Raw genomic sequence first — 25,736 nt, forward strand, 5'->3', positions numbered from 1 at the left:
CGCTAATCTTCGGGGTAGAGCACCATCTGGGCAAAGCCGTGGGCGCGCAGAAAATCGCTGCGGCGCCTGGCGCGCACGGCCTCGGCTTCCTCGTCGCGGCCCCACAGATCGGCCTGCCAGTTTTCCTCGAGGCTCGCCGCCTCCCACAAGCTCTCGGCATCGGCGCCTTTCCGGCTCGCGAGCAGCGCGATGATCAGCGATGCCGAAAGGCTCGCCATCGCCTCGACAGCAACCAGCGCAAACGCGTCCATGCCGCGCAGCCGGTTGCGCAGGGTATCGAGCGTGGGCGCGGCCTGCGGGCGGTGGATGATCCCGCTCACGCGCACCATCTCGACCCCCTCTTCGCGCTCGAACGCGCTCACCAGCGGCTCCCACACCTCCTGCTGGCGGGCGAACAGGGGCTCGTCGGGATCGGCGCGGTAGAGCAGGGTGTCGGTCTCGCCGAAGCGCAGCACCTTGTCGGCGGTCTCCTCGCGGGCTTCGGCGACCACGTCGATCGCGTAATCGGCCATGTCGCGCAGCACGAACAGCGAAGGGTCGAGCTTGTCACCCTGCCGGTCCCATTCTGACGCCATGGCCTTTGCCAGCGCGCGGCTCGGCACTCTCTGGGCGCGCCCGCCCACGGTCTTGATCGCGCGGCCATCGAGCGTGATCTGCCAGCCGGTCGCGCCGTCCGGGCCGCTCACCTCGGCAATATCGACCGTCTTGTAGAAGCGCTTCATTTTCCGCCACTGCTCCAGCGCCGCGAAAGGAGAAGGGGGACCACGAAGAAATCGGCAAGCCCGAAGCCGATCAGCGCATAGCCGGCCCAGTCGGGCAGGTCGATCACGTCGCGCAGGACCATCAGCCCTGCGACCACCATCAGGACCGCGAAGATGCGGCTTATCGAGATCACGAAATGGCGCGCGCGCGCCGGGTCGGTGCTCATGTCAGCAATCCCTCGAGTTCGGCAACGGTCTGCGCGACGTGGCTCGCGCCCGCGCCGCGCAATTCGGGTTCGTCGTGATAGCCCCAGGCGACCCCGATTGCCTCGATGCGCGCCGCCGCGGCCATCTGCATGTCGAACGAGGTGTCGCCGATCATCACCGCGTTCTCGGCCGCGATGCCGGTCTCGAACAGGACCGCCTCGATCATCGCCGGGTGCGGCTTGGACGGGTGGCGGTCGGCGGTCTGGAGCGAGGCGAACAGATCGGTGAGGCCGTGGCCGGCAAGGCAGGCAGCAAGGCCGCGATCGGACTTGCCGGTGGCGACCGCGAGGCTCCAGCCGTCGCGGTGAAGGCGGGTGAGCAGCGCGGCGATCCCGTCATAGAGCGGCTCGTCGAGAAGCCCCTGTTCGCGGCGGGCGCGGAACGCGGCCTTGTAATTTGCGGTCAGCGCGCGGCGGGTCTCCTCGCCTTCATCGGGCGCGAGTTCGCGCATGGCGACCGGCAGGCTCAACCCGACCAGCCGGCGCACGCGACCCGGGTCAGGGGCGGGTAGCCCGGCCTGTTCGAAAGCGTGTGCCATGGCCCACAGGACGTCGGCCTGGCCGTCGACCAGCGTTCCGTCGCAATCGAAGATCGCAAGCTTCATGGCGCCTGCCTCTCGACTATTGCCGCGAGGCCCGGATTGCCCGCCTCAGCGAGGCCCCCGGCAATTCGGGCGCGGACCGCTGCGTTCTTGTTCTGCGACAGCTTGAAGGTGGGCCGCCAGGTCTCGACCGCGAGCGCGAAGCCGGTGATCCCTGCAAACAGCTTGTCCCAGGTTTCGCGGCTCGCCTCGCCCGCTTCCCAGGGTTCGCCGCCCAGATCGCCCTCGAACCGCGCGATCAGCGCGTGAAGCTGCGCTTCGAGCGCGGCATCGTCGAGCCGCGAGACCCGCCCTTCGCATTCGAGCGCGGCATAATTCCAGGTCGGCACGGTGTCGCGCGCGTCATACCAGCGCGGCGAGACATAGCCGCCGGGTCCGTTGATGACCGCCACTGCGCGCGCACCGTCGAGGCCGGCGGTGATCGCATTGTTTTTCGCAAGGTGGAAAAGCAGCGTCTCGCCTTCGAGCAGCACCGGCGCATGTGCGGTGCAGGGGCCGGTTTCGGTAGCGATGCAGATCGTTGCGAGCGGATGATCCGCGATCAGCTTTGCAATGGCCTGGCGGTCCTCGCTGCGGAAAAGCGGGTTCGGGTGCATCAGCCGCGGCGTCCCTTGGGTTTGCCCCCGCGCTTTGGTGCGCCCTTTTTCTTCGCGCCCTTGGCCGCGGCGGGCTTGGAAGTCGCGCGGCTGCGGCGCTCGCCGCGGCGGTCCTTGCGGTATTGCTTGGCAAAGCGGCGCGCGGCCTGTTTCTTTTCGGCAGGCGTGCGCTCGGGAGCCTCGTCGCGGATCGGCGATGCGTCGGACTGGCTTTCCTCGAAACCCAGCGCTTCCATCGAGGCGGCGAAATGTTCGGGCAGGTCGGCGGTCACGTCGAGCTTGCCGCCGCCGGTCGCATTGGCACCCTTGCTTTCGGGGGTGGCGATGATCAGGCGGCGTGCATGGAGGTGCATCTTGCGGCTGATGCTGCCTGTCAGAAACGCGTCCTGCCCGCCATATTTGCCGTCGCCCACGATCGGGTGGCCAATCGCCGCCATGTGGACGCGCAGCTGGTGGGTGCGCCCGGTGAGCGGTTCGAGCTCGACCCAGGCCGCGCGCATTCCGGCGCGTTCGACCACGCGGTAGCGGGTCTTGGCGATCTGGCCGTTCTCTTCATCGACATGCATCTTCTCGCCGCCGGTGCCCGGCTGCTTGGCGAGCGGGGCATCGATCGTGCCTTCGCGCACTTCGGGGACGCCGACCACCAGCGCCCAGTAGACCTTGCGCGCGCTGCGGCCCGAAAAGCGCCGCGAATAGCTCGCCGCAGCGCCCGGAGTGCGCGCGACCAGCAGCACGCCCGACGTGTCCTTGTCGAGCCGGTGGACAAGGCGCGGGCGCGGGTCGTCCTCGTTCTCGACAAAGGCATCGAGCATTCCGTCGATATGCCGGGTGGTCTTGCTGCCGCCCTGCACCGCGAGGCCGGGAGGCTTGTTGAAGACGATCGCGCTCGGCGTCTCGCGGATCACCATGGAACGAACCTCGGCGTTTTCCTCCTCGCTCAGCGGGCGGCGCGCGCGCGGTTTCTTGTGCGGAGCCTCGCCTCCGGGAGGCACGCGCAGAACCTGGCCCGCGACCAGCCGGTCCTCGGGCTTCACGCGCTTGCCATCGATCCGCACCTGGCCCGTGCGCGCCCAGCGCGAGATCGTGGCGAAGCCGACCATCGGCAGGTTGCGCTTGAACCAGCGGTCGAGCCGGATGCCGTCGTCATCCTCGCCAATCGTGAACTGGCGAACCGTGTCTGCGGGCGTCTTGGCAGGGCGGGAGGGGGTATCGTTCATCGTGCCCCCTCTAGAGCCGCAAACGCGATCAGCAAACCCGCCATTCCCGCCGCGATCGAAATCGCCCCGTAGCCCACCGCCACCAGCACCTGTCCGCGCTGGAGCATGACCACCAGCTCGGCGCTGAACGCGCTGAAGGTGGTGAACCCGCCGAGCAGCCCCACGCCAAGCGCGAGCCGTAAGGTCTCGTGCCCTTCGCCGTGGCGCGCGAGCCAGCCCATAAGCGCGCCCATCGCGATGCTGCCGATGACATTGACCGCCAGCGTGCCCCATGGAAAGGCGCTTGCCGGCCCGGCGATCCGCGCAGCGGCAAGCCCCGCGTGATAGCGCAGCACCGCTCCCGCCGCTCCGCCGAGAGCGACCGCGAGCGTGGGGGCGAGCGAGGGGGTGAGCGAGGTGGCCATTGCGAGCGGGCTTTAGCCGCGCGCGCCTGCAATGCCTAGCGTTAAGCCGCCGCCGACACGCCGCCAACTGGCCGCCGACCGGTCGCTGGCCCGCCGTTCGGCGCTAATCGCCTTGCCATTTTGCTGACGCGGCGTTATGTGCGCCGCAGATTGCGCGTGATTCCTGCTTGGATTCGCGCCGGTTCCAGCGTCATTTTCACGCGGTGACCTGCTTATTCACGCGGGCCAACGCTCTGTTTTAGAAAGACAAGGTAGTTTTCGTTTATGCAAATCATGGTTCGCGATAACAATGTCGACCAGGCCCTGCGCGCGCTTAAGAAGAAGCTGCAGCGCGAAGGTGTGTATCGCGAGATGAAACTGCGCCGGCACTACGAAAAGCCGAGCGAAAAGCGCGCCCGTGAAAAGGCTGCCGCGGTTCGCCGTGCGCGCAAGCTCGAGCGCAAGCGCATGGAACGCGACGGCATCAAGTAGGCCCGCGCGCACTTCAGGCGCTTTTGCGGTGCAGAAGCGCTTGAAACACCATAACGGATAAGCCATCAGGGCGCGGACTTGCTTCCGCGCCCTTTTGCCATGCGGGCCGATCGCCGCTTGCCCGGCGGTTCGGGCATCGCTCCGCTGGCACGCACGGCGCCCAATTCTGACGAGACACATCACATGGCAGAAGTCACACGCGTTCCGCTCCAGCCCATCGCCAAGGGCTCGCTGACCAAGCTCTGGCTCGGCGTGATCGCCGCGATCCTGATCGGGGCGGGCGTCGCCTGGGCCGCGGTGCCGCAGGGTTTCGCAATCGAGACCCTGGTCGAGGGCAGCGGCCCGACCCCCGAAGAAGGCGACATGGTCTTCGTGCGCTACAAGGGTTCGCTCGCCGCGACCGGCGAAGTGTTCGACGAATCGCAGGACATCCCGCTCCCGATCGAGGGGGTCTTCCCCGAAGGCAGTCCCTTCCCGGTCGAGGAGGACGCGACCATTCCGGGCTTCTACCAGGCTCTCCAGCGGGTCCAGAAAGGCGGCACCTACGAGATCTACATCCCGTCCGAACTCGCCTATGGCGCCGAGCCGCCGCAAGGCGCGCCGATCCCGCCCAATGCCGACCTCGTCTTCGAGCTCGAAGTGGTCGATTTCATGAGCCGCGAGGCGTTCGACCGCAACCTGTCGATCCTTCAGCAGGCGATGCAATCGCAGATGGGCGCTCCAGGCGAAGGCGCGGCCAGTGACGTTCCCGGCGCGGCGCCGGGCCAGTAATCTCTCATCCAACCAAACGGTAGGCTCCCATGTCGGTAGACAAACAGACCGTCGCCAAGATCGCCGGGCTCGCCCGCATCAAGATGGCCGATGACGAGCTCGAGCAGATGGTGCCCGAGCTCAACAATATCCTCGACTGGGTCGAACAGCTGGGCGAGGTCGATGTCTCGGGCGTCGAGCCGATGGCGGCTGTCATTCCCAACACATTGCGGCTGCGCGCGGACGAGGTCGATGCCGATCCGCTGACAGGCGGCGGGCGGCGCGACGACGTGCTCGCCAATGCGCCCGCGGCAGAGCACGGCTTCTTCGGCGTGCCCAAGGTTATCGAATAAGCGGATTTGAAACAGACATGAGCGAACTTACCAAGCTGGGCGTCAAGGCCATCCGCGACGGCGTGCGCAGCGGCGAATTCACCGCGCGCGAAGTGGCCGAAGGCTTTAACGAGGCGGTCGCCCAGGCCGCCGAACTCAACGCCTTCATCGTCACCACGCCCGACCACGCGCTTGCCGCCGCGGACGCTGCCGACAAGGCGCGTGCCGAGGGCAAGGAGCTGGGCGCGATGGCGGGGGTGCCGATCGGGATGAAGGACCTGTTCGCCACCCACGGCGTGCAGACCAGCGCGGCAAGCCACATCCTCGAAGGCTTCACCCCGCAATATGAAAGCACCGTCTCGCAGAACCTGTGGGATGCGGGTGCAGGGATGCTGGGCAAGCTCAATCTCGACCAGTTCGCGATGGGTTCGTCGAACGAGACGAGCCATTTCGGCAATGTCGCCTCGCCCTGGCGCAAGGAGGGCTCGAACGCCGCAATGAGCCCGGGCGGATCGTCGGGCGGATCGTCCTCGGCAGTTGCCGCGCGCATCGCACCGGCTGCGACCGGGACCGATACCGGCGGTTCGATCCGGCAACCGGCAGCCTTTACCGGGATTTGCGGGATCAAGCCGACCTATGGCCGCTGTTCGCGCTGGGGCGTGGTGGCCTTTGCCTCCTCGCTCGACCAGGCCGGCCCGATGGCGCGCTCGGTCGAGGATTGCGCGATCATGCTGGGCGCAATGGCGGGTTTCGATCCCAAGGACGCGACCAGCCTCGAAATGGACGTGCCCGACTGGGAAGCGGCCCTGTCGAGCGACCTCAGGGGCAAGCGCATCGGTATCCCGAAGGAATACCTGTTGGAAGGCACCAGCCAGGACATTCTCGACAGCTGGGAACAGGGCAAGGCCTGGCTGAAGGATGCCGGCGCGACAATCGTCGACGTCTCGCTGCCGCACACCAAATATGCGCTGCCCGCCTATTACATCATCGCGCCTGCCGAAGCGTCCTCGAACCTCGCACGCTATGACGGCGTGCGCTACGGGCTGCGCTCGCTGCCCGATGGGGCGGGCCTCCAGGACATGTATGCCGAGACCCGCCACGACGGTTTCGGCGACGAGGTCAAGCGCCGCATCCTGATCGGCACCTATGTGCTCTCGGCAGGCTTCTACGATGCCTATTACAACCAGGCGCAGAAGGTCCGCGCCTTGGTCGCGCGCGATTTCGAGCAGGCCTGGGAGCATTGCGACCTGATCCTTGCGCCCACCACGCCGACCGCGAGCTTCCCGCTGGGCAGCCTCGATGACGACCCGCTGACGATGTATCTGAACGATGTCTTCGCGGTCCCCGCATCGCTCGCCGGTCTGCCCGCGATGAGCGTTCCGGCAACGCTCAACAAGGACGGCCTTCCGCTCGGCCTGCAACTGGTCGGCAAGCCGTTCGACGAACAGAGCGTGCTCGATGCCGGCCTCGCGATCGAGCAGCGCGCAGGCTTTACCCATGCGCCGGAGAAGTGGTGGTGACAGGCGACACCTCGCTCGTCGTCGCAGGGATCGGCATCGCTCTCGCGGTGCCGCTCACATTCATGTTCGCCAATTGGGTGCGCAAGAACATCGACCACGGCGAGGCGCGTTTCGGACCCGATGGCAAGCTGATTTCTGACGAGAAGAACAACGATGAGTGATTACCGCATCCAGGGAGCAACCGGCGAATGGGAGGTCGTGATCGGCCTCGAGGTCCACGCGCAGGTGACGAGCAATGCCAAGCTGTTTTCGGGCGCCTCGACCGCGTTCGGCGCGGAGCCGAACAGCCAGGTCTCCCTCGTCGATGCGGCGATGCCCGGCATGTTGCCCGTGCCCAACCGCGAATGCATCCGCCAGGCGGTGCGCACCGGCATGGCGATCGAGGCCGAGATCAACAAGTGGTCGCGCTTCGATCGCAAGAACTACTTCTATGCCGATCTGCCTCAGGGTTACCAGATCAGCCAGCTCTATCACCCGCTGGTGGGCGAGGGGCAGCTGCTGATCGAGGCCGACGAGAAGGCCGGCATTCCGCAAGACAAGGTGATCGGGATCGAGCGCATCCACGTCGAACAGGACGCGGGCAAGCTGATGCACGACCAGCACCCGACCATGAGCTATGTCGATCTCAACCGCTCGGGCGTGGCACTGATGGAAATCGTCTCGCGCCCCGACATGACCTCGCCTGCCGAGGCCGGGGCCTATGTTCGCAAGCTGCGTTCGATCCTGCGCTATGTCGGCTCGTGCGACGGCAACATGGAAGAAGGCTCGATGCGCGCCGACGTCAATGTCTCGGTTCGCCGCCCGGGCGAGGAGCTGGGCACCCGGACCGAGACCAAGAACGTCAATTCGGTGCGCTTCGTGATGCAGGTCATCGAATACGAGGCCAACCGCCAGGTCGACGTCCTCGAAAGCGGCGGCACGGTCGACCAGGAAACGCGCCTGTTCGACGTTGCCACCGGCACCACGCGGACCATGCGGAGCAAGGAAGACGCGCACGATTACCGCTACTTCCCAGACCCCGATCTCCTGCCGCTGGTGCTCGAGGACGACTTCCTCGAAGAATGCCGCGCTTCGCTCCCCGAACTGCCCGATGCCAAGCGTCGGCGCTACGAGGAGCAGCTGGGTCTTTCCCCTTACAATGCTCGCGAACTGACCGCCGAGGTCGAGACTTTCGCGCGCTTCGAAACGCTGCTCGCCGCCACCGCGAGCGCTATCGGCAAGCCGGAAACCAAGGTCGCGACACAGGTTGCCAACTGGGCGCTTTCGGTCGCACCGGGGGTGGTCAAGTCGGTCGGCGAGGATGCGGACATGGCCCATGCGACCGCCGAGCGGCAGGCGGGCATCCTTGCCATGCAGGACAAGGGCGAGATCTCGGGCGGACAGGCCAAGGAAATTTTCGAGATCGTGCTCAAGACCGGCCGCGAACCGGCCGAGATCGCCGAGACCGAAGGGTTGAAGCAGGTCTCCGACACCGGGGCGATCGAGGCCGCGATTGACGAGATTCTCGCCAGCAATGCAGACAAGGTCGAGCAATACAAGGGCGGCAAGGACAAGCTGTTCGGTTTCTTCGTCGGCCAGACGATGAAGGCGATGAAGGGCAAGGCCAACCCGGCGGTGGTCAACCAGATCCTCAAGGACAAGCTGGGCTAGCGGCTGGACGCGATCTCCCAAGCAGTGGATCAGCGCGAGGCGCATGCTTGAACAGCGCGCCGCCAGCCATTAGCACCGGGCCTCGGAAGCGGCGTGCAAGGGGTCGCGCGCTGCAGCAGGGGTCATCCTTATGAAATTGCGAAATGCCGTGCTGGGCGCGGCCGCTCTTGCCGTGTCGCTCCACGGGGCAGCACAGGCGCAGGCGATCAAGACCGAGCCGCCGATGAAGGCATTCACCGCCGAGGAAATCGCGGCCATTCCGGTGCCCGAGACAAGCTTCGACTATGCTTCGGTCAATCCGAAGGATTACGAGAAATATTTCTATTTCCACCGGCCCGAGACCAGCTTCGACGAAGCCTATGCCGATATCCTCGAATGCGATTCGCTCGGCAGCGGGATCAATATCTACATGGGCGCCGACAGCTCCTCGATCGCCAGCGCCATGACGCAATATGGCGTGGCTGCCGGTGCGATCGGCGGACTGGTCGGAAGCGTGCTCGCCGATGCGATCTTCGGCAGCGCCGAACGCCGCAAGATGAAGCGCATCAACATCCGCCAGTGCATGTTCTACAAGGGCTATGACCGCTTCGGGCTGGAAAAGGACCTGTGGCAGGAGTTCCACTTCGAAGAAGGCCATGGCCGCAAGGACGAAGACGAGCGCATCGCCGCTCTGGAAATGCAGGCACGCGTGGCATCAGGCCCGCGCCCGACCACCGAGGTGCTCGAACCATGAAGATCCTGAAAGAAACCATGCGTCTCGCAGGCGCGATCTCGCTTGCCGGTGCAGCCATGCTTGTTGCCGGCACACCCGCAAGCGCCGATGACGAGGACGCGATCGAATACGGCCCGATCGAACTCAAGCATCTCGAAAACGGCAGCGAGGCGCTGAGCGCGGATCGCGGCTACATCTTCATGTCGGGTCCGGTGCGCCTGACCGGGCGGTTCATCCGGACCCCCGATGCCGAAGACCTCGCCGATTACGAAGCCGAATGGCGCGAGGAGCTCGCCGAGGCGCGCGAGAGATATCCGCGCCAGCTCTCGCGCTACGAGGACCGGGTCGCGCGGGCGCGTCGCACCGGCGATGATCGCGGCCTCGACAAGCCGGTCGAGCCGACCGAGGAGAATTTCTCGATCGGCGCGATCGAGATGCGCCACATGCTCTCGATCGGCCCGCAATACGTCTTCGACAAGGGCCGCGACGAGAACGGGGACCGCTTCTACCACTATCTCCAGGCGGTCAGGCCGGGGACCTACACCTATTACGGCCCGATCGCCTTCACCGGACAGGCCTATGCCGGCATGTGCTATTGCATGGGCACGGTGCGCTTCGAGGTGAAAGCGGGCGAGGTGACCTCGATCGGCGACCTTATGCTCGAACGCTGGGCCGATAACGAGGCGATGGCGCAGGCCAGCGTCTTCTTCGAGCCGGAGGAAGGCCGCGTCGCCGAAGCGATCGATTTCGCGGTGCCCGCATCGATTAGCGGACTGCCGGTGGTCGAGGCCGATTTCCGCGCCGCGGGCAAGATCAACAACTTCTACAAGCTCGGCGTTCGCCGCCTGCCGCCGATGGAAGGCGTGCTGCGCTATGATCGCGGCGAGGTGATCGACGTGAAAGGCGAGGCCGAACTGGCCCGCGCGCAGGCGGAGGCCGAAGCCGCAGCACGCGCCGAAGCCATAGCCGCCGCCGCACAGGCCGGTGCAGCAGCCCGGGCGGCCGCGTCCTCCGATAACGAATCCGGCGCAATCGCAAGCTCTGTGTCGGACGACTGATCCCGACCAGCCTTGGCCGGCGCAACAAAAAGGGCCGCCGAGATTAGCTCTCGGCGGCCCTTTTTCGTTTGCTTGAAGCCCGCGATCAGGCGGCCTTGGTGCCCGTCAGCGGCATCGCGCCGAACGCGCCGGCATTGACGTTGCCCGCGATCGTGTCGCCTTCGACGGTCGCTTCGCAGTCGAGCGTCATCGGCATCGGCACGGTCATGTTCATCTTCCAGTTGAGCTTGTTGCCGTCGACCTTGCCTTCCTCGACATCCATCGAGCCCATGCCGCCGGCCATGTTGCCCGAGAAGGTGCCGTCGCCATTGTCGACCACGGTGAAGGTGCCGCTCTGGTCGCCCATCGGGCTCTTGACGGTGGTGTTGTAGGTGCCGGAAACGTCAGACATGAAGCTCACTCCTGTAGTGTGTTGATAGCGCGCCCGGCGCCCCTTCGAGCGGCCGGATTGCGCGTGGTTGTACACGCGCGGGGAGGCGGTTCAAGCCCGAGGCCCTTCGAAACGAGGAGGGCGGCGCACCGCTTTCCTGCGGTGGCCGCCCCCGTTTCCGGCAAGCCGTAGCGTCAGCGCGAGACCGCGCAGACTTTGAAAATTATTCGCTGCCTTCCATCTCGCGCACCTCGATCGGCAGGCCCAGCCCTTCGAGCTGCGGCTTGACGACCTCGGCATCGCCGACCACCACCCAGACAAAGCGCGAGGGGTCGAGCGCGGCGCGCGCGGCTTGATCGAGGCTGTCCCGGGTCTGGGCGCGGTAGCGCGTCACCAGCGTCTCGTAGTAATTGTCGGGACGGCCATAGAGCGCGAGCGACTGCATCGCCGAAAGCACGGCGCCCGAGGTCTCGAACCGGCCCGGAAGCTCGCCGATCTCGGCTGCGACATTGCGCGCAAGCTCCTCCTCGGTGACGCCATTGGTGGTGAGGAACTCGCTCACCTCGCGGATCATCTCGGCCACCGAATCGCCGGTGCGATCGGCCTGGACGCCGCCCGAAATGGCATAGACCACGGCGTTCTCGCGCGCCTGCGCCCCGCCGCGCACGCCATAGGACCAGCCCTTGGTCTCGCGCAGGTTCATGTTGAGCCGGGCGAGGAAATTGCCGCCGAGCGAGTTGTTGGCATTGGTGAAGTCGACAAAGGCCGGATCGCTCGCGTCGAGCGGGGTGATCTGCGCGCCGTAGATCACGCTCTGCGGCGAATTGGGGCGGTTGATCAGCACGATCCGGTTGCCTTCGGGCGCCATCGCGGCGAGCGAGGCGAAGTCCTTTTCGCCCTTGGCCACAGCGGGGGCTTGCCAATCGCCGAAGGCGGCGTTGAGCTCGGCCACGACCTCATCCATCGGCAGCGAGGAGATCACGAAGATCTCGCCATTGTCGGGGCGGATCCAGCTATCCTTGAAGGCGACCAGGTCGTCGCGGGTGATTGCCGAAATGCTCTCGATCGTGGTCACCCCGCCATAGGGGGTGTCGGTGCCGAACAGTTCGACCCCGATCGCGCGGCCGGCAATCCCGCCGGGCGAGCGCATCTGCTGGCGGATCGAGGTGACCGTCTGCGCCTTGACGCGCGCAAGGTCGCTTTCGCCGAAGGCGGGAGCGCGGATGATTTCGCCCAGCAGGTCGAGCGAGGGGGCGAGATTGGCCGAGAGCGCCGAGAGCGTGAAGCTCGAACGGTCCATGCCCCCGCCGGTCGAAATGTTGACGCCCAGCCGCTCCTTCGCCTCGGCGATCTGCTGGCTGGTCATGCTCGCCGTGCCTTCGTCGAACAGGCCGAGAGTGAGCGTTTCCAGCCCGCGCATGTCGACAGGGTCAGCCGCGCTGCCGGCGTTGAACGACAGCGTCACATAGGTCGCCGGGACCGCGTCGCGCTGCGCGTAGGTGACCGGCATGCCATTGGCGAGCGTGGTGCGCTGGAACTCGGGGAAGTCGAGCGTTGCGACCGTGTCGATCGGCGGGGCCGGGCGTTCGACGGTGACGGTGATCTCGTCGGATGCCGGTTCGCCGTCCTCGGCCTGTTCGGCAGCGACGCTGGCAGCTTCCTCGTATTCGGCGTCGCGTTCGCCCGGTTCGAGCACCAGGGTGAAGGCGGGCCGGGTCATCCAGCGCTGCATCGCGCCCTGCACGTCGGCAGGGGTGATCGAGGCGAGAAGGGCGAGCTGGTCGACGGCGAAGCCCGGATCGCCTGCAAGCACCTCGCCGCGGGCCAGCGCGACCGCCTTGCCGCCGAAACCTCCGACCTGTTCGAGGCCGCGAATCGTCCCGGCAAGGTTGCTGGTCGCCGCGCGGCGGACCTCGTCCTCGCTCGGCCCTTCGGCGATGAATTCGGCGATCAGTTCGTCGAGGCGCGCCTCGAGCGTTGCAAGCTCGACCCCGTCCTTGAGCGTCGCTCCGACATTGATGATGCCGACGCGCTGAAAGTCGTAATTGCCGGCATTGACGCTGACCGCGAGCTGTTCCTCGCGCACCAGCACTTCGTCGAGACGGCTGGAAAGCAGTCCGCCGAGCACTTCGGTGCCGACATTGAGAGCGACGAGATCCTCGCTCATGATGCCGGGAGCGGGCCAGTAGAGATTGACCGAGGTCGCCGCGACCTGGTCGCGCATCACGGTGCGCACCGGCTCGGCGAGCACCGGCACGTCGGCAGCGGCCGGCGTGTTGACCGGGCCGCGCGCGATCGGGCCGAACCATTTCTCGACCAGCGGCCGCGCCTCGGCGGCATCGATATCGCCGGCAAGCACGAGGGTCGCGTTGTTGGGCCCGTATTTGTCGCGGAACCAGTTGCGCACGTCGGTCATCGAGGCGGCATCGAGATCGGCCATCGAGCCGATCACCGAGTGCGCATAGGGGTGGCCTTCGGGAAACAGCGTGTCGAGAATTTCGTAGAAGACGAGCCCGCCGGGCTGGTTGTCGCCCTGGCGCTTTTCGTTCTGGACCACGCCGCGCTGGTTATCGAGCTTCTGCTGGGTGACCGCGCCGAGGAGATAGCCCATCCGGTCGCTTTCGAGCCACAGCGCGCGTTCGAGCGCGGGGCGCGGCACGGTCTGGAAATAGTTGGTGCGGTCGAAATTGGTGGTGCCGTTGTAGTCGGTCGCGCCCATTTCCTGGAGATACTGGAAATAGTCGGCAGGGGCGTTTTCGGACCCGTTGAACATCAGGTGCTCGAACAGGTGGGCAAAGCCGGTCTTGCCTTCGGGTTCGTCCTTGGAGCCGACATTGTACCACACCGCGACCCCGACGATCGGCGCCTTGCGATCTTCGTGGACCACCACGGTGAGGCCGTTTTCGAGCTGGAATTCCTGGTAGGGAATGGCGACCTGCGAGACCAGTTCGGCAAGGTCGCCCGCGCCGGTACCGGCAGGCTCGGGCGCGGCCACCGGCGCAGGCGCGGCGGCGGTTTCGGCAGGCGGCGCATAGGCGCAGGCCGCGGTCATCGAAAGGCCTGCGAGCGCAAGCGCGATCCGGCTGGTCTTGGTGGTTGCGAATTTCATGAGAAGACTTCCCTGTTTGAAAATGGGGCGCGCGTCAGCGTGCATTGGTGACGATGCGGGCGGAGCGGGCGGAGGCGCGCACGTCCTCCTCCCAGAACCGCACCGGTTTCAATTCGTGGTCGACAAACAGCTGCATCTGGTCGGTGTAGTGCGGACTGTCAGGCCGGGTCGTGGCCGAGCCGAAGGGCTGGATCGAGCGCGAGGTCACGCGCCCGCCCCCGGCAGGCCATTCGACCCACTGGATGAAGCTGTCGCCGTGAACGAGGCTGAGCCTGCCATCGTCATCCACCCGCCAGGTGGTCGAGGCGCGCAAGGTGTCCGAGCCGCCGTCCAGCGGCAGGTCGATATCGCCCTGGCGCAGCCGCAACAGCGCGCTCATCGGCGGGTCGATGCGGCCGAAATGCTCGATCAGATGCGCGCGCGCCGCAACCAGCTCCTCGGCAATATCGGGCATTTCGCGCTTGTTCTGGTATTCGGCGCTCATGAAATCGCGGATCAGCAGCAAGGCGATCGCATCGGCGCGCCCGGCATTGTCGGCAGTGAAATCCCAGGACAGCAGCAGGTCGCGCGCCTCGGCGAGCTCGGCATTGCCTGACACGTCGAGCGCCTCGGCAGCGGCGAACATGTCGGCGACATAGCCTTCGCGTTCATAGGCGGTGTCGTACTTGATGCGTTCGAGCGCGGCGCGGTCGAGCTGGCCTGCCTCGGACAGCAGGCGATAAGCGCGGCGCGAGCGGTTGGTCTGCTTGCGTTCGACCCCGAGCAGCGGCGACACGCTGTCGGGGGCGATATCGTCATCGGCTCCGGCGGCGGTAAAGGGCTCGTTGTTGGCGTTGTAGAGCCAGCCCGAGGCCGGGTTGATGACCTTGGGAATTTCGGAATAATCGACCGTGCCTTCCCAGATCAGCTCCGAGCGCGACCCGTCGAGCACGCCGCGCCAATTGGCGGCCACGCCCTCGGGCCGGTCGGGGATCGCGGCATTGTAGACATAGGCGATATTGCCAGCCTCGTCGGCATAGATGAAATTGGTCGAGGGGATGGCCAGCCGCGCCATCTGCGCCTGCCATTGCTCGAAACTGGTCGCCTTGTTGATGCGGTAATAGGCATCGAGCTGGTCGAGCCGACCCATCCCGCCATAGCGGATCGCGTAAAAGCCGTTGTCGTTCGCGATCACCGGGCCGTGGACGCTGCGGTGGACGGTGCGGCGGATCGGCAGGGTGATCGGCCCCAGCTTGACCGGCAGGGTCACTGTCCGGCTCTCAAGGTCGCGCCATTCGCCGTCGAGCCGGTATTGCGTGCCCGCATCGTTCATTTCGAGCTTGTAGACATCGGTCATGTCGGGGCGGTTGACCGTGTTGGTCCAGCCCAGGTGCTCGTTATGGCCGAGGAAAGGGAAGGGCGACCCGGGGAAATTGGCGCCGGTAAAGTGCCAGCCTTCGCCCGATTGCACGCCCAGCTCATACCACGCGACCCCGCCGCGCAGCGGCTGGTGCGAATTGGAGATGAGCGTGGTCGGACCGCCCGAACGTTCGGGACTGACCGCCCAGGCATTGGAGCCGAGATGATCGGCTTCCTCGCCCTGAGGCAGGACAAGGCCGGTAACCTGCTCCGCGTCTTCGGACGTCTCCTGTTCGATCACCTCGCCGGATGCATCGCGCGGGAAGCCGGGAATGTCGGGTCCGAATTCGCGCCGGAGCGGCTCGCCTGCGACCAGCGGGCCAACGACATTTCCAAGCCCGAAGAAGAACGGCTGGCGAAGCGCAAAGCCGGCCGCGATATCCTCGCCATCGACCGGGAACAACCGCGCGAGCTTGACCTCGCCCGGGTTCTCGCGCGCGAACTGGTTGAGGCCCGCGGCATAGGCTTCGAACAAGGCGCGGGTATCGGCGGGAAGCCGCGCATATTCGCGCTCTGCCGTGCCGCGCGCATCGAGCAGGTGGTAGATATAGTCGAACTGCGCCCCGTCCTCGCCCGCGATCGCGCCATAGCGCCCGCGCGCCATCGCGGCGACATCCTGCAAGGTGAAGAAGTCGTCCTCGGCATGGGCGATCGCAACGCCATAGGCGACATCGGCATCGGTATCGCCGTAGATCATCGGCACGCCATATTCGTCGCGCACGATCTCGGCCGAATATTCGCGGTATTCGGGCGCCTCGCCGCGCTCGGCGAAGAACGGTTCCCAGCTTGCCAGGGCGACCAATGCGATAACCAGAAGCACCGCGATGGCGAACGCGGCGCGTGTTGCGAATTTCATGGTGGCGTTCTCTCCCCGGCCCCTCAGGCGGACCATCGCCACTGGGCGCGGCAAGGTCAAGCACGCATGACCCTTGCAATGGATGCTTGCGAACCCACCTAGCCGGGTAATACACCTCGCACCGAAGGAAAATGCGTGATGGGGCTTGTGTTGCCTATATGCAACACTATCTCGGACCGGACTGACGATTGAAGGACCAGCGATGAACCTCGACAAATTCACCGACCGCGCCAAGGGTTTCCTCCAGAGCGCGCAGACGGTCGCCATCCGGATGAACCACCAGCGGATCACCCCGCTGCACTTGCTGAAAGCGCTGCTCGAGGACGAGGAGGGCATGGCCGCCGGGCTGATCCAGCGCGCAGGCGGCGAGGCCGCGCTCGCGGTGAGCAAGGTGGATGCGGGACTTGCCAAGATCCCCGCGGTCACCGGCAGCGGGGCGCAGGCGACGCCGGGTCTCGACAACGATACGGTGCGCGTGCTCGACAGCGCCGAACAGCTCGCCGACAAGGCGGGCGATGCCTATGTCACGGTCGAACGGCTGCTGACCGCGCTCGCTCTCGCACCCGAAGCCACCGCCGAGGCGATGAAGGCGGCGAGCGTGACCCCGCAATCGCTCAACGCCGCGATCGAGGACCTGCGCGGCGGAAAGAAGGCCGACAGCGCGAACGCCGAGAGCACTTACGACGCGATGGAGAAATTCGCCCGCGACCTCACCCAGGCCGCGCGCGACGGCAAGCTCGATCCCGTGATCGGCCGCGACGAGGAAATCCGCCGCACGGTCCAGATCCTCGCCCGCCGGACCAAGAACAATCCCGCCCTGATCGGCGAGCCCGGCACCGGCAAGACCGCGATTGCCGAAGGGCTCGCTTTGCGGATCGCCAATGGCGACGTGCCCGACAGCCTCAAGGGGCGCACGCTGATGAGCCTCGACATGGGCGCGCTGATCGCGGGGGCGAAATATCGCGGCGAGTTCGAGGAGCGGCTGAAAAGCGTGCTTGACGAGGTCAAGCATGCCGACGGGCAGATCATCCTGTTCATCGACGAGATGCACACGCTGATCGGGGCGGGCGCTTCCGAAGGCTCGATGGATGCATCGAACCTCTTGAAGCCGGCGCTGTCGCGGGGCGAATTGCACTGCATCGGCGCGACCACGCTCGATGAATATCAGAAATATGTCGAGAAGGACCCGGCGCTCCAGCGGCGTTTCCAGATGGTCTATATCGACGAGCCGAGCGTCGAGGACACGGTCTCGATCCTGCGCGGGATCAAGGACAAGTATGAGCTTCACCACGGCGTGCGCATAACCGACACCGCGATCGTCGCGGCAGCGAAGCTGTCCGACCGCTATATCCAGAACCGCTTCCTGCCCGACAAGGCAATCGACCTCATGGACGAGGCGGCGAGCCGCATCCGGATGGAAGTCGAATCGAAGCCCGAGGAGATCGAGGCGCTCGACCGGCGGATCATCCAATTGAAGATCGAGGAATCGGCGCTTGCCAAGGAGGACGATACCGCCTCGAAGGACCGGCTTGAGAACCTGCGCAAGGAGCTGGCCGAACTCGAGCAGGAATCGAGCGAGCTGACGACGCGCTGGCAGAACGAGCGCGACAAGATCGAGGCCGAGGGCAAGATCAAGGAACAGCTCGACGCAGCAAGGCTCGAACTCGAGCAGGCGCAGCGCGAGGGCGATCTCGCCAAGGCGGGCGAGCTTTCCTACGGCAAGATCCCCGAGCTCGAGAAGAAGCTCGAGGAGGCCGAGGGCCTCACCGAGAACGCGCTGCTGCGCGAGGAAGTGACCGAGGAGGACATTGCCAGCGTGGTCAGCCGCTGGACCGGCATTCCGATCGACAAGATGATGGAAGGCGAGCGCGACAAGCTGCTGGCGATGGAAGACATCCTCGGCAAGCGGGTGATCGGCCAGCGCCAGGCGATCGAATCGGTGTCCAAGGCGGTGCGCCGCGCCCGCGCCGGCCTGCAGGACCCCAACCGCCCGCTCGGCAGCTTCCTGTTTCTCGGCCCGACCGGTGTCGGCAAGACCGAGCTGACCAAGGCGCTCGCCGAATTCCTGTTCGACGACGACCAGGCGTTGGTGCGCATCGACATGAGCGAGTTCATGGAGAAGCATTCGGTCGCCCGGCTGATCGGCGCGCCTCCGGGCTATGTCGGCTATGACGAGGGCGGGGTGCTGACCGAGGCGGTGCGCCGCCGCCCCTACCAGGTGGTGCTGTTCGACGAGGTCGAAAAGGCGCATGGCGACGTCTTCAACGTCCTGCTCCAGGTGCTCGATGACGGCCATCTCACCGACGGGCAAGGGCGCAAGGTCGATTTTTCGAACACGCTGATCATCCTCACCTCGAATCTCGGCAGCCAGCACCTGTCCAATCTCGGCGATGATCAGAAGGTCGCCGATGTCGAGGACCAGGTGATGGACGTGGTGCGCGGGCACTTCCGCCCGGAATTCCTCAACCGGCTCGACGAGATCATCCTGTTCCACCGCCTGGCGATGGAGCACATGGCGCCGATCGTCGAAATCCAGGTCCGCCGCGTCCAGAAGCTGCTCGACGATCGCAAGATCACATTGGATCTCACCGATGCGGCGCTGCGCTGGCTGGGGCGGGTCGGCTATGACCCGGTTTATGGCGCAAGGCCGCTGAAGCGCGCGGTCCAGCGCTATCTGCAGGACCCGCTCGCCGAGATGCTGATCGAGGGCAAGGTGCTGGACGGGGCGAGCGTCAAGGTCGACGAAGGCGATGGCGAGTTGCAGATCGCCGTCGCCTGATGCGCCCGCCCGGGCTGCCGGCGCTGGGGCTTCGCTGTTGGGGGAAGCTGCGCCCGCGGCTTGGCTGCCACATCCATCATTTGATGGGATGCACGGGCGTTTTCGGGGCGGTTGAAGGCACTCTTGTGGGATTCCCGCAACACCCCTGCACAATCTGGCCCGAAACCCGATTTGCCCGCCCCGGCTCATTTACATGAGTGTCAGTCTATTGCAGACAACGCCCACCACAGGGGCTTTGTCGCGCTTCCATATGGGGATTCCAGTCCGAAACGGGGTTTCGGGCCAGGATTGGGATGGGGACGAGGCTCCGGTTGTATCAACTGGAGTGATCATGAAAAAGTTTCACAATAACTCGATGAAGGCTCTCGCCTTCTCCGCGTCGGCGATCGCATTCGTCTCCGCCGTGCCCGCTTTCGCGCAGGACGCAGAGCCGGGCGAAGACTGCGTGACCGGCACCAATGCTGCAGGCGTTGTCGATGCCGATGGCAATTGCGTCCAGACCGGCGACGGCCCCACCGGCACCACCACCGGCCAGGGCGAAGACGTCTCGGTCGCCACCGGCGCCACCGGCCAGCAGCAGGGCCAGGGCGGCATCACCGTGACCGGTTCGCGTATCGTTCGCGACACCTATTCCTCGATCTCGCCGCTCCAGGTGCTTTCGACCGAGAACCAGCAGGCCGTCGGTGCCTTCGACCCGGCGCAGATCCTTCAGCGTTCGGAAAGCGCCGCCGGTCAGCAGATCGACGCCACCTTCCAGGGCTTCGTGCTCGACAACGGCCCGGGTTCGCAGACTCTGAACCTGCGCGGCCTCGGCGCTGACCGCACGCTGCTCCTGCTCAACGGCCGCCGCCTGGCGCCGTCGGGTGTGGAAGGCGCGCCGGTCAACCCGTCGCTTAACCTCATCCCCTCGACCCTCGTCGATCGCTACGACCTCCTGCTCGACGGTGCATCGTCGGTCTACGGTTCGGACGCTGTCGCGGGCGTGGGCAACCTGATCCTTCGCAAGGACTTCGACGGTCTCGAAATCCAGGCCAATGGCAACATCAACCCCGAAGGCGGCGGCGACGACTACGTTGTCAGCGCGGCCTGGGGCCTCAACACCGATCGCGGCTTCTTCGGCATCGGTGCCGAATACGCCTTCCGCGACGAAGTGCGTCTGCGCGACCGCGATTTCCTCTCGGGTTGTGACACCAACTACGAAATCGACCAGAATGGCAACATCCTGACGGTCGATCTGGCCGACAATGCCGCGGTGCGCGATCGCAATCCGGGCGTCACCATTGCCGAGGACGCCTGTAAGGTTTCGGGCATTTCGGGCCGTATCTTCCAGCCGTTCGCGCGCTTCGGTTCGGTCTACTTCCCGGCGAATGGCAACATCGCCAACTTCCCGAACGACCCGAATACCGGTCGTCCGTTCAACTTCGGCGATTCGTCCAATGCGTTCGGCGAAAACCTCGACACCAATGGCGATGGCATCCGCGACGTTGACTTCCGCAACGTCAACAACAACGCCGCCAACCTCGACCGGACCTTCATCTCCGAACAGGAGCTGTACAATGTCTTCGCTTACGGCGAATACACCTTCCCGGGCGATGCCAACCTGACCCCGTTCTTCGAGGCCAATTATAGCCGCGCGGAAATCCGCCTGCCGAACACCGGCACGCCGCAGATCTTCCCCTCGGTTCCGGGCGACAACCCGTTCAACCCGTGTAACTTCACCACCAACCCCGAAGGCGTTGACTGCCGGGCGGTGGACAACGAGCTGAACGGCATCAGCGGCACCCCGCTGGCGCTTTCGACCGGGTTCAACCTGCCGACGACCCCTGTCGTCACCATCCGCGGCGACCGCAACAACGTCCAGGTCATCCAGGAACAGTATCGCGGCGTGCTCGGCATTCGCGGCGACCTGCCCTTCATCGGTTCGAGCTGGACCTTCGAAGTGGCCGGCGTCTATTCGAAGTCGAAGGGTCAGTCGACGCGTGACGGTATCCGTGAGGACCGTCTCGCTCTGGCGCTCGGCATTGACCCGACCGCCGATTTCGACGGCGACGGCATCGTCGACAATGACGGCGACGGCATCGCCGACGATTACGACAGCGGCCAGGACTTCTTCTCGGGCACTGCCGGCATCTGCGCCGATCCCTCGACGCTTGCCAACCCGGACCTTGCTGCGCCCGACCTTGCGCAGGGCTGTGTTCCGGTGAACCTGTTCGCACCCAGCGTGCTGGGTTCGACCATCGGCGACTTCGCCAGCCAGGCCGAGCGTGACTACCTGTTCGGCGTCCGCAGCTTCGACACCGATTACGAGCAGAAGATCCTGTCGGGCTTCATGACCGGTGACCTGTTCGACCTTCCGGCTGGCCCGGTCGGTGCGGTGGTCGGCGTCGAATGGCGCGAAGACTCGATCGACTCGCGTCCGAACTTCGCGGCATCGAACGGCCTGTTCTTCGGCTTCTTCGCCGATAGCGGCGCCACCGGTTCGCGCACCGTTCGCGAAGCCTTCGGCGAGCTCGACATTCCGCTGATGGCGGGTGAAGAGCTGGTGGAAGAGCTGACCGTCAACGTGTCGGGTCGTCTCACCGATGACGAATTCTACGGCACCAACGGCACTTTCTCGATCAAGGGCGGCTGGCGTCCGGTCAGCCCGCTGCTGCTCAAGTTCAGCTACGGCACCTCGTTCCGTGCGCCGAACCTGCGCGAGCTCTTCCTCAAGAGCCAGTCGGGCTTCCTCACCCTGTTCGATCCGTGTGCGGTTCCCAATGCCGCATTCGATTCGCTCAACGGTGGTTACCAGCCGCAGAACGACGATCGCGATGCCATCGTGATCCAGAACTGTCAGCGTGAAGGTCGCGACCCGTTCACGGTCGGCATCGACTCGCAGGGGCTGAACACGATCCAGACTTCGAGCACCGAGATCACCTCGGGCGGCGTTATCGCCAACGGCACGAACCTCGATCCGGAAACCTCGCGTTCGATCACCACCGGCTTTGCTTTCGAGGAAAGCTTCCCGAGCGGCTTCGATTTCTCGTTCAACTTCAACTATTACGACATCAAGTTGAAGGACTCGATCATCGAGCCGAGCGCGCAGTTCATCATCAATGACTGCTTTACCCGCGACGATGGCAGCCGCAGCCAGTTCTGCGACCGTATCACGACGGGTGGCGATCGCGCGCTGGTCACCGACGTGTTCCAGGGCTTCCTCAACCTCGACCAGGAATCGGTTCGTGGCCTCGATATCAACACCTCGTTCGGCAAGGACGTGACGATTGGTGGCGAAGTCTTCGATCTCGGCCTCAATATCCGGGCCAACCACCTGATCGAGCGTTCGAACCTCTTCACCAATGATGACGGTTCGATTGAAGAAGCAGATTTCGCTGGCGAATTCGGCTTCCCGAGCTGGACCGGTCGTGCGACCTTCTCGGTCGATTACAAGGACTTCCGCTTCACCTGGCAGACCCGTTACATCGGCGATGTCGAGCAGGATCCGGACGGTATCGACCTTCTGGCCGATGCCTTCGGCAACGGCCCGGATGGCAACCCGGCGGTCAATGAAGACGGTACCCAGTTCTTCGGCGACACCTGCCTCGGCAACGGTTCGGCCAGCGGCAATGTCGCCGGTGACGGCGTGTTCTGTCGCGACGTGGGCTTTGCCGACGAATGGTTCGAGCACACTGCATCGGTGCGTTGGGACAATGGCGACCTGCGTGTCATCGTCGGTGTGACCAACATTTTCGACAATTCTCCGCCGCTGATCGACACCAACGAGGTGTTCGGTATCTCGAACACCCCGATCGGCAATGGCTACAATCTCGACGGACGTGAATTCTTCGGTCAGCTGCTTTACCGCTTCTGATCGCAGAACAATCCGTTAGGATCGGAATTCAGCGCCCCCGCGGTCTTGCCGCGGGGGCGTTTTTTCGTTTAAAGTCACGCTGGGTGACTGTGCCTATTTGGAGGTGGCGCGCGGTCGCGGGGATCACTGGAAAACTCAACGGGAAGATTGCACAAAATGAAGTTTCTCAAAAAGCCGCTGATGGCAGCGATGGTCGGCGTCTCCGCGCTTGGCCTCAGCGTCGCCGCACCGTCCGAAACCCAGGCCACCTCGGCGGTTCCGATCGATGTCTGGGCGCTGCGCGACGTGGTCAACCAGGTCCAGATCTCGCCCGATGGCAAGCACCTGCTGGTCCACATCAATCCCAGCCGCGAAGGCGATTACCTGCTCCAGATCTACAAGACCGATGATCTGAGCACGCCCTTCCGCACGCTGGCTGCCGACCCGATGGAGATCATTTCCGCACGCTGGGTCAGCGACAACATGATCGTCGGCAATGCCTGGGAGCAGAAGCGCAACCGGGTCCGCCGCCAGGAAGACGACACGCGCAATTACGCGACCTATTTCTACAACCTGGAACGCAACAAGTTCAGCCAGGTCAACGAAGATCTCGCGATCATCAAGACCCTGCCGGACGAGCCTGACAAGGTCCTTGTCGCGGCGGCCGAACCCAATGGCACGCTCGGCGTCGATCCGCTCCAGCGGTTCCGTCCGCGCTCCTATTACAAGCTCGACCTGCGTTCGGGTTCGAAGAGCCTGGTCCTGCGCGGCTCTCGCAAATATGCGCGCATCCTCTTCGATGAAGACGGCAATCCGCGCTATGCCGAGGGGCAGGACAGCGACAACAAGGTCAAGACCTATTACCGCCTGCCCGGGGAAAGCGGCTGGACCCAGTTCGGCCCCGAATATGACGAGGACGACCACGAGAACCTCTATCGGTTCCTCTCGGGCATTCACGGGATTGCCGGGTTCCACCACGAGAACCCCAATATCGCCTACATGATCGACAACCGCGAGGGTGCCGACAAGGCGAGCTTGTGGGAATATGACTTCTCGACCGGTCAGTATATCCGCGAACTGTTCAAGAGCGAGCAATCGGACGTCCTGGGCGTCGGGATGCACTCGATCCCGGGCAACGACAAGCTGGCCTATGCCGTCTATCCGGGCGCCAAATACGAGCGCCACTGGTTCGACGAAGAGGAGAAGGCGCTTCACGATGCGCTGATGCAGCAGATCCCCTATGCCCACCAGCTGAGCATTTCGAGCCGCTCCTATGACGGGCGCACGATGATCGTGAGCAATAGCGGACCGCGCGATCCGGGCTCGTTCTGGCTGGTCAAGGACGGCCAGCTCGCCAAGCTCGGCAGCCGCAACCCGCTGCTCAACCAGGACGCGCTCGCGGAGGTGAAATACATCCGTTACAAGGCGCGCGACGGGCTGGAGATCCCCGGCTACATCACCGTGCCGCAGGGCGAGGGACCGTTTCCGCTGGTGGTCCAGCACAATGGCGGCCCGCACGTCAACGCGGTGCAGGGCTATTCGGAAATCGGCCAGCTCTTCGCCAGCGCGGGCTACATGGTGTTCTACCCGCAGAACCGCATCTCGACCGGCTGGGGCCAGCGTCACTTCGATGCCGGCTATGGCGAACACGGCCTGGCCATGCAGGACGACAAGGATGACGGGGTCAAGTACCTGATCGAACAGGGCCTGGTCGATCCCGACCGTGTCGCCTTCTTCGGCTGGTCCTATGGCGGCTATGCCGCGCTCGTCGCGCTGAGCCGCGAGGAACAGCTCTATCAATGCGCGATCGCGGTCAACGGCGTGTCCGACCCTGCCAAGAGCTTCCGCCTCGGCGGCGGCCGCGCCGGGTCGAGCGCACCCAAGGCGCTGATCGACTGGGCCGAACGTCGCGGCACGATCGGGATCAACCCGATCAAGGAGGTCGAGAAGGTCAACATTCCGCTTCTGATGATCCACGGCGATGTCGACAGGCGCGTGCTCTACTACCACTTCACCGACTACAAGAAGGCGTTCCAGGACGCCGGCAAGCAGGGTGAGTTCGTGACGCTCGAAAAGGCTGACCACTTCGGCAACACGCTGATGTTCAACCACCAGCAGCAGCTCTACACCAAAGTGCTCGATTACCTCGCCAACGATTGCGGGCCCGGCGGCCTGTAAGCGCGAGGCGGAAAGCCTGCCAAAACAAGAGGGCCCGGTCTCGCGACCGGGCCCTTTCTTGTTCGTGCGGCGTGTTGCGAACGCGCCTTCGAAAAATGCGTGGCGCGGCCTATTGCCTACTGGATGCGGCGGCCCTTGACCCCGTTCTGCCCTTCGATCCGGACGAAGTAATAGCCGAAAGAGCCCGGCTTGAACTCGACCTCGTCACCGACGCGGATCGTGCGCAGCCGGCGCGGGACATTGTTCATCTCCCAAACGGCGCCTTCGGCGGTGGTGAAGCGCGCCCCGGTCCGTCCGGTATAGCGCACGCTGGCGATCGTGGTGGTGAACAGCTCGTCCTCCTCCTCGTCATCGTCACCGCCTCCGAACAGGCCGATATTAGGCAGCGAAAAGCCGAACAGGCTGCGCCGCGTCTGGCGGATATCCTCGCGGTCGATCACCCTGAGATCGCCCGCATCGCTGGCGGCGATCATGGTGCTGGCGGCGCTGTCGAAGCAGGCGAGCCGCTCTTCATCCACGGCAATGGCCTGGCAGGCGCGCAGCTGGTCGAGATGGCCGGCATCCGCGGGCGCGGCCTGGTCCTGCGCGGCGAGCGGGGCGGTGCCCAGCGCAATGAGCGCGCAAAGGCCAAGCCCGGCGGTGCGCATGGTGAAAGGCAAGGGCGAGGCAGGGAAAGTCATGAAAACCAAACTCCGGTCAAGGCGGGTGCGGACAAGGGGTATGCCGAAGCGTGGAGCACCGTCAATGCAAAGCGGGCGCCGGAGGGCCGAAGGGGGCGCTTACCGGTAGGAAAGTGGCAGGAATGCGCGGTTTCGAGACTGTAGCGTAGATGTCACACAACGTATCGAACCTGCATTCTACCCCCAAGCTGCGATTGCAGTGCGAGGCTTGATTGGCATATCTGCGGCCCATGCGGGCATATGCCCGTAGAAGCG

21 protein-coding genes are annotated in these 25,736 nt (G+C 65.0%); 11 read left to right on the forward strand and 10 right to left on the reverse strand.

Going from position 1 to position 25,736, the window contains the following annotated elements; all coding sequences use genetic code 11:
* Nucleotides 1–2: 2 nt before the first annotated feature.
* Genes ACKTSM_RS04820 through crcB form a run of 6 tightly spaced genes read right to left on the reverse strand, consistent with a single transcriptional unit; the run spans nucleotide 3 to nucleotide 3,786 of the window.
* Entirely contained in the window at nucleotides 3–722 is a 720-nt protein-coding gene (locus ACKTSM_RS04820) for an ATP12 family chaperone protein (protein ID WP_407875991.1), read from the reverse strand.
* A complete protein-coding gene (locus ACKTSM_RS04825) occupies nucleotides 719–928 on the reverse strand; it encodes a hypothetical protein (RefSeq protein ID WP_407875992.1) in 210 nt (69 codons plus the stop codon). Before ACKTSM_RS04825 ends, ACKTSM_RS04820 begins: the two co-directional genes overlap by 4 nt.
* Nucleotides 925–1,572 (reverse strand): HAD-IA family hydrolase, encoded by a 648-nt coding sequence (locus ACKTSM_RS04830; RefSeq protein ID WP_407875993.1) that lies wholly within the window; start codon nucleotides 1,570–1,572, stop codon nucleotides 925–927. The genes ACKTSM_RS04825 and ACKTSM_RS04830 overlap by 4 nt, the downstream gene beginning before the upstream one ends.
* Nucleotides 1,569–2,165 (reverse strand): FMN-binding negative transcriptional regulator, encoded by a 597-nt coding sequence (locus ACKTSM_RS04835; protein WP_407875994.1) that lies wholly within the window; start codon nucleotides 2,163–2,165, stop codon nucleotides 1,569–1,571. The genes ACKTSM_RS04830 and ACKTSM_RS04835 overlap by 4 nt, the downstream gene beginning before the upstream one ends.
* Nucleotides 2,165–3,382, reverse strand: a complete 1,218-nt coding sequence (locus ACKTSM_RS04840) for an RluA family pseudouridine synthase (RefSeq protein ID WP_407875995.1) — start codon at nucleotides 3,380–3,382, stop codon at nucleotides 2,165–2,167. The genes ACKTSM_RS04835 and ACKTSM_RS04840 overlap by 1 nt, the downstream gene beginning before the upstream one ends.
* A complete protein-coding gene (crcB, locus tag ACKTSM_RS04845; RefSeq protein WP_407875996.1) occupies nucleotides 3,379–3,786 on the reverse strand; it encodes a fluoride efflux transporter CrcB in 408 nt (135 codons plus the stop codon). The genes ACKTSM_RS04840 and crcB overlap by 4 nt, the downstream gene beginning before the upstream one ends.
* A 264-nt stretch (nucleotides 3,787–4,050) precedes the next feature.
* Between crcB and rpsU the strand changes: the two genes are divergently transcribed.
* The 8 genes from rpsU to ACKTSM_RS04885 all read left to right on the forward strand — a co-directional run bounded on the left by rpsU (nucleotide 4,051) and on the right by ACKTSM_RS04885 (nucleotide 10,279).
* Nucleotides 4,051–4,257: a 30S ribosomal protein S21 gene (gene rpsU / locus ACKTSM_RS04850; RefSeq protein WP_006834591.1), complete on the forward strand. Its 207-nt coding sequence runs from the start codon at nucleotides 4,051–4,053 to the stop codon at nucleotides 4,255–4,257.
* A 183-nt stretch (nucleotides 4,258–4,440) separates the two neighbouring features.
* Complete coding sequence (locus ACKTSM_RS04855; RefSeq protein ID WP_407875997.1) at nucleotides 4,441–5,028, forward strand: FKBP-type peptidyl-prolyl cis-trans isomerase; 588 nt, start codon at nucleotides 4,441–4,443, stop codon at nucleotides 5,026–5,028.
* Nucleotides 5,029–5,057: 29 nt separating this feature from the next.
* On the forward strand, nucleotides 5,058–5,360 hold the full coding sequence (gene gatC / locus ACKTSM_RS04860) for an Asp-tRNA(Asn)/Glu-tRNA(Gln) amidotransferase subunit GatC (protein WP_407875998.1): 303 nt from the start codon (nucleotides 5,058–5,060) through the stop codon (nucleotides 5,358–5,360).
* 17 nt (nucleotides 5,361–5,377) lie between these two features.
* Nucleotides 5,378–6,859 carry an Asp-tRNA(Asn)/Glu-tRNA(Gln) amidotransferase subunit GatA gene (gene gatA / locus ACKTSM_RS04865; protein WP_407875999.1) on the forward strand — a complete coding sequence of 494 codons (1,482 nt, stop codon included), beginning with the start codon at nucleotides 5,378–5,380 and terminating at the stop codon, nucleotides 6,857–6,859.
* A complete protein-coding gene (locus ACKTSM_RS04870; RefSeq protein WP_407876000.1) occupies nucleotides 6,856–7,020 on the forward strand; it encodes a glutamyl-tRNA amidotransferase in 165 nt (54 codons plus the stop codon). The genes gatA and ACKTSM_RS04870 overlap by 4 nt, the downstream gene beginning before the upstream one ends.
* Nucleotides 7,013–8,509: an Asp-tRNA(Asn)/Glu-tRNA(Gln) amidotransferase subunit GatB gene (gatB, locus tag ACKTSM_RS04875; protein ID WP_407876001.1), complete on the forward strand. Its 1,497-nt coding sequence runs from the start codon at nucleotides 7,013–7,015 to the stop codon at nucleotides 8,507–8,509. The genes ACKTSM_RS04870 and gatB overlap by 8 nt, the downstream gene beginning before the upstream one ends.
* Nucleotides 8,510–8,639: 130 nt before the next feature.
* Nucleotides 8,640–9,242 (forward strand): hypothetical protein, encoded by a 603-nt coding sequence (locus ACKTSM_RS04880; protein WP_407876002.1) that lies wholly within the window; start codon nucleotides 8,640–8,642, stop codon nucleotides 9,240–9,242.
* The gene (locus ACKTSM_RS04885; protein WP_407876003.1) at nucleotides 9,239–10,279 is read left to right on the forward strand and encodes a hypothetical protein; all 1,041 of its coding nucleotides are present in this window, start codon (nucleotides 9,239–9,241) and stop codon (nucleotides 10,277–10,279) included. The genes ACKTSM_RS04880 and ACKTSM_RS04885 overlap by 4 nt, the downstream gene beginning before the upstream one ends.
* 85 nt (nucleotides 10,280–10,364) lie before the next feature.
* Here the strand turns inward: ACKTSM_RS04885 and ACKTSM_RS04890 are convergent, their stop codons facing one another.
* From ACKTSM_RS04890 to ACKTSM_RS04900, 3 genes are all read right to left on the reverse strand, one after another.
* Nucleotides 10,365–10,670, reverse strand: a complete 306-nt coding sequence (locus tag ACKTSM_RS04890) for a hypothetical protein (protein WP_407876004.1) — start codon at nucleotides 10,668–10,670, stop codon at nucleotides 10,365–10,367.
* 202 nt (nucleotides 10,671–10,872) lie between these two features.
* On the reverse strand, nucleotides 10,873–13,758 hold the full coding sequence (locus ACKTSM_RS04895) for a M16 family metallopeptidase (RefSeq protein WP_407876005.1): 2,886 nt from the start codon (nucleotides 13,756–13,758) through the stop codon (nucleotides 10,873–10,875).
* Between the two features lie 34 nt (nucleotides 13,759–13,792).
* Nucleotides 13,793–16,012, reverse strand: coding sequence for an acylase (locus tag ACKTSM_RS04900; RefSeq protein ID WP_407876006.1), 2,220 nt, complete (start codon nucleotides 16,010–16,012; stop codon nucleotides 13,793–13,795).
* A 202-nt stretch (nucleotides 16,013–16,214) separates the two neighbouring features.
* On the opposite strand from ACKTSM_RS04900, the gene clpB reads away from it, so the two are divergent.
* The 3 genes from clpB to ACKTSM_RS04915 all read left to right on the forward strand — a co-directional run bounded on the left by clpB (nucleotide 16,215) and on the right by ACKTSM_RS04915 (nucleotide 24,801).
* Nucleotides 16,215–18,791: an ATP-dependent chaperone ClpB gene (gene clpB, locus ACKTSM_RS04905; protein WP_407876007.1), complete on the forward strand. Its 2,577-nt coding sequence runs from the start codon at nucleotides 16,215–16,217 to the stop codon at nucleotides 18,789–18,791.
* Nucleotides 18,792–19,122: 331 nt separating this feature from the next.
* Entirely contained in the window at nucleotides 19,123–22,644 is a 3,522-nt protein-coding gene (locus tag ACKTSM_RS04910; protein WP_407876008.1) for a TonB-dependent receptor domain-containing protein, read from the forward strand.
* A gap of 156 nt (nucleotides 22,645–22,800) precedes the next feature.
* Nucleotides 22,801–24,801 (forward strand): alpha/beta hydrolase family protein, encoded by a 2,001-nt coding sequence (locus ACKTSM_RS04915; protein ID WP_407876009.1) that lies wholly within the window; start codon nucleotides 22,801–22,803, stop codon nucleotides 24,799–24,801.
* 116 nt (nucleotides 24,802–24,917) lie between these two features.
* On the opposite strand, the gene ACKTSM_RS04920 is transcribed toward ACKTSM_RS04915, so the two are convergent.
* Nucleotides 24,918–25,481: a hypothetical protein gene (locus ACKTSM_RS04920; protein ID WP_407876010.1), complete on the reverse strand. Its 564-nt coding sequence runs from the start codon at nucleotides 25,479–25,481 to the stop codon at nucleotides 24,918–24,920.
* Nucleotides 25,482–25,736 lie beyond the last annotated feature (255 nt).

Origin of the sequence: Qipengyuania nanhaisediminis (assembly GCF_045862805.1) — a bacterium.
GTDB lineage: Bacteria > Pseudomonadota > Alphaproteobacteria > Sphingomonadales > Sphingomonadaceae > Erythrobacter > Erythrobacter nanhaisediminis_A.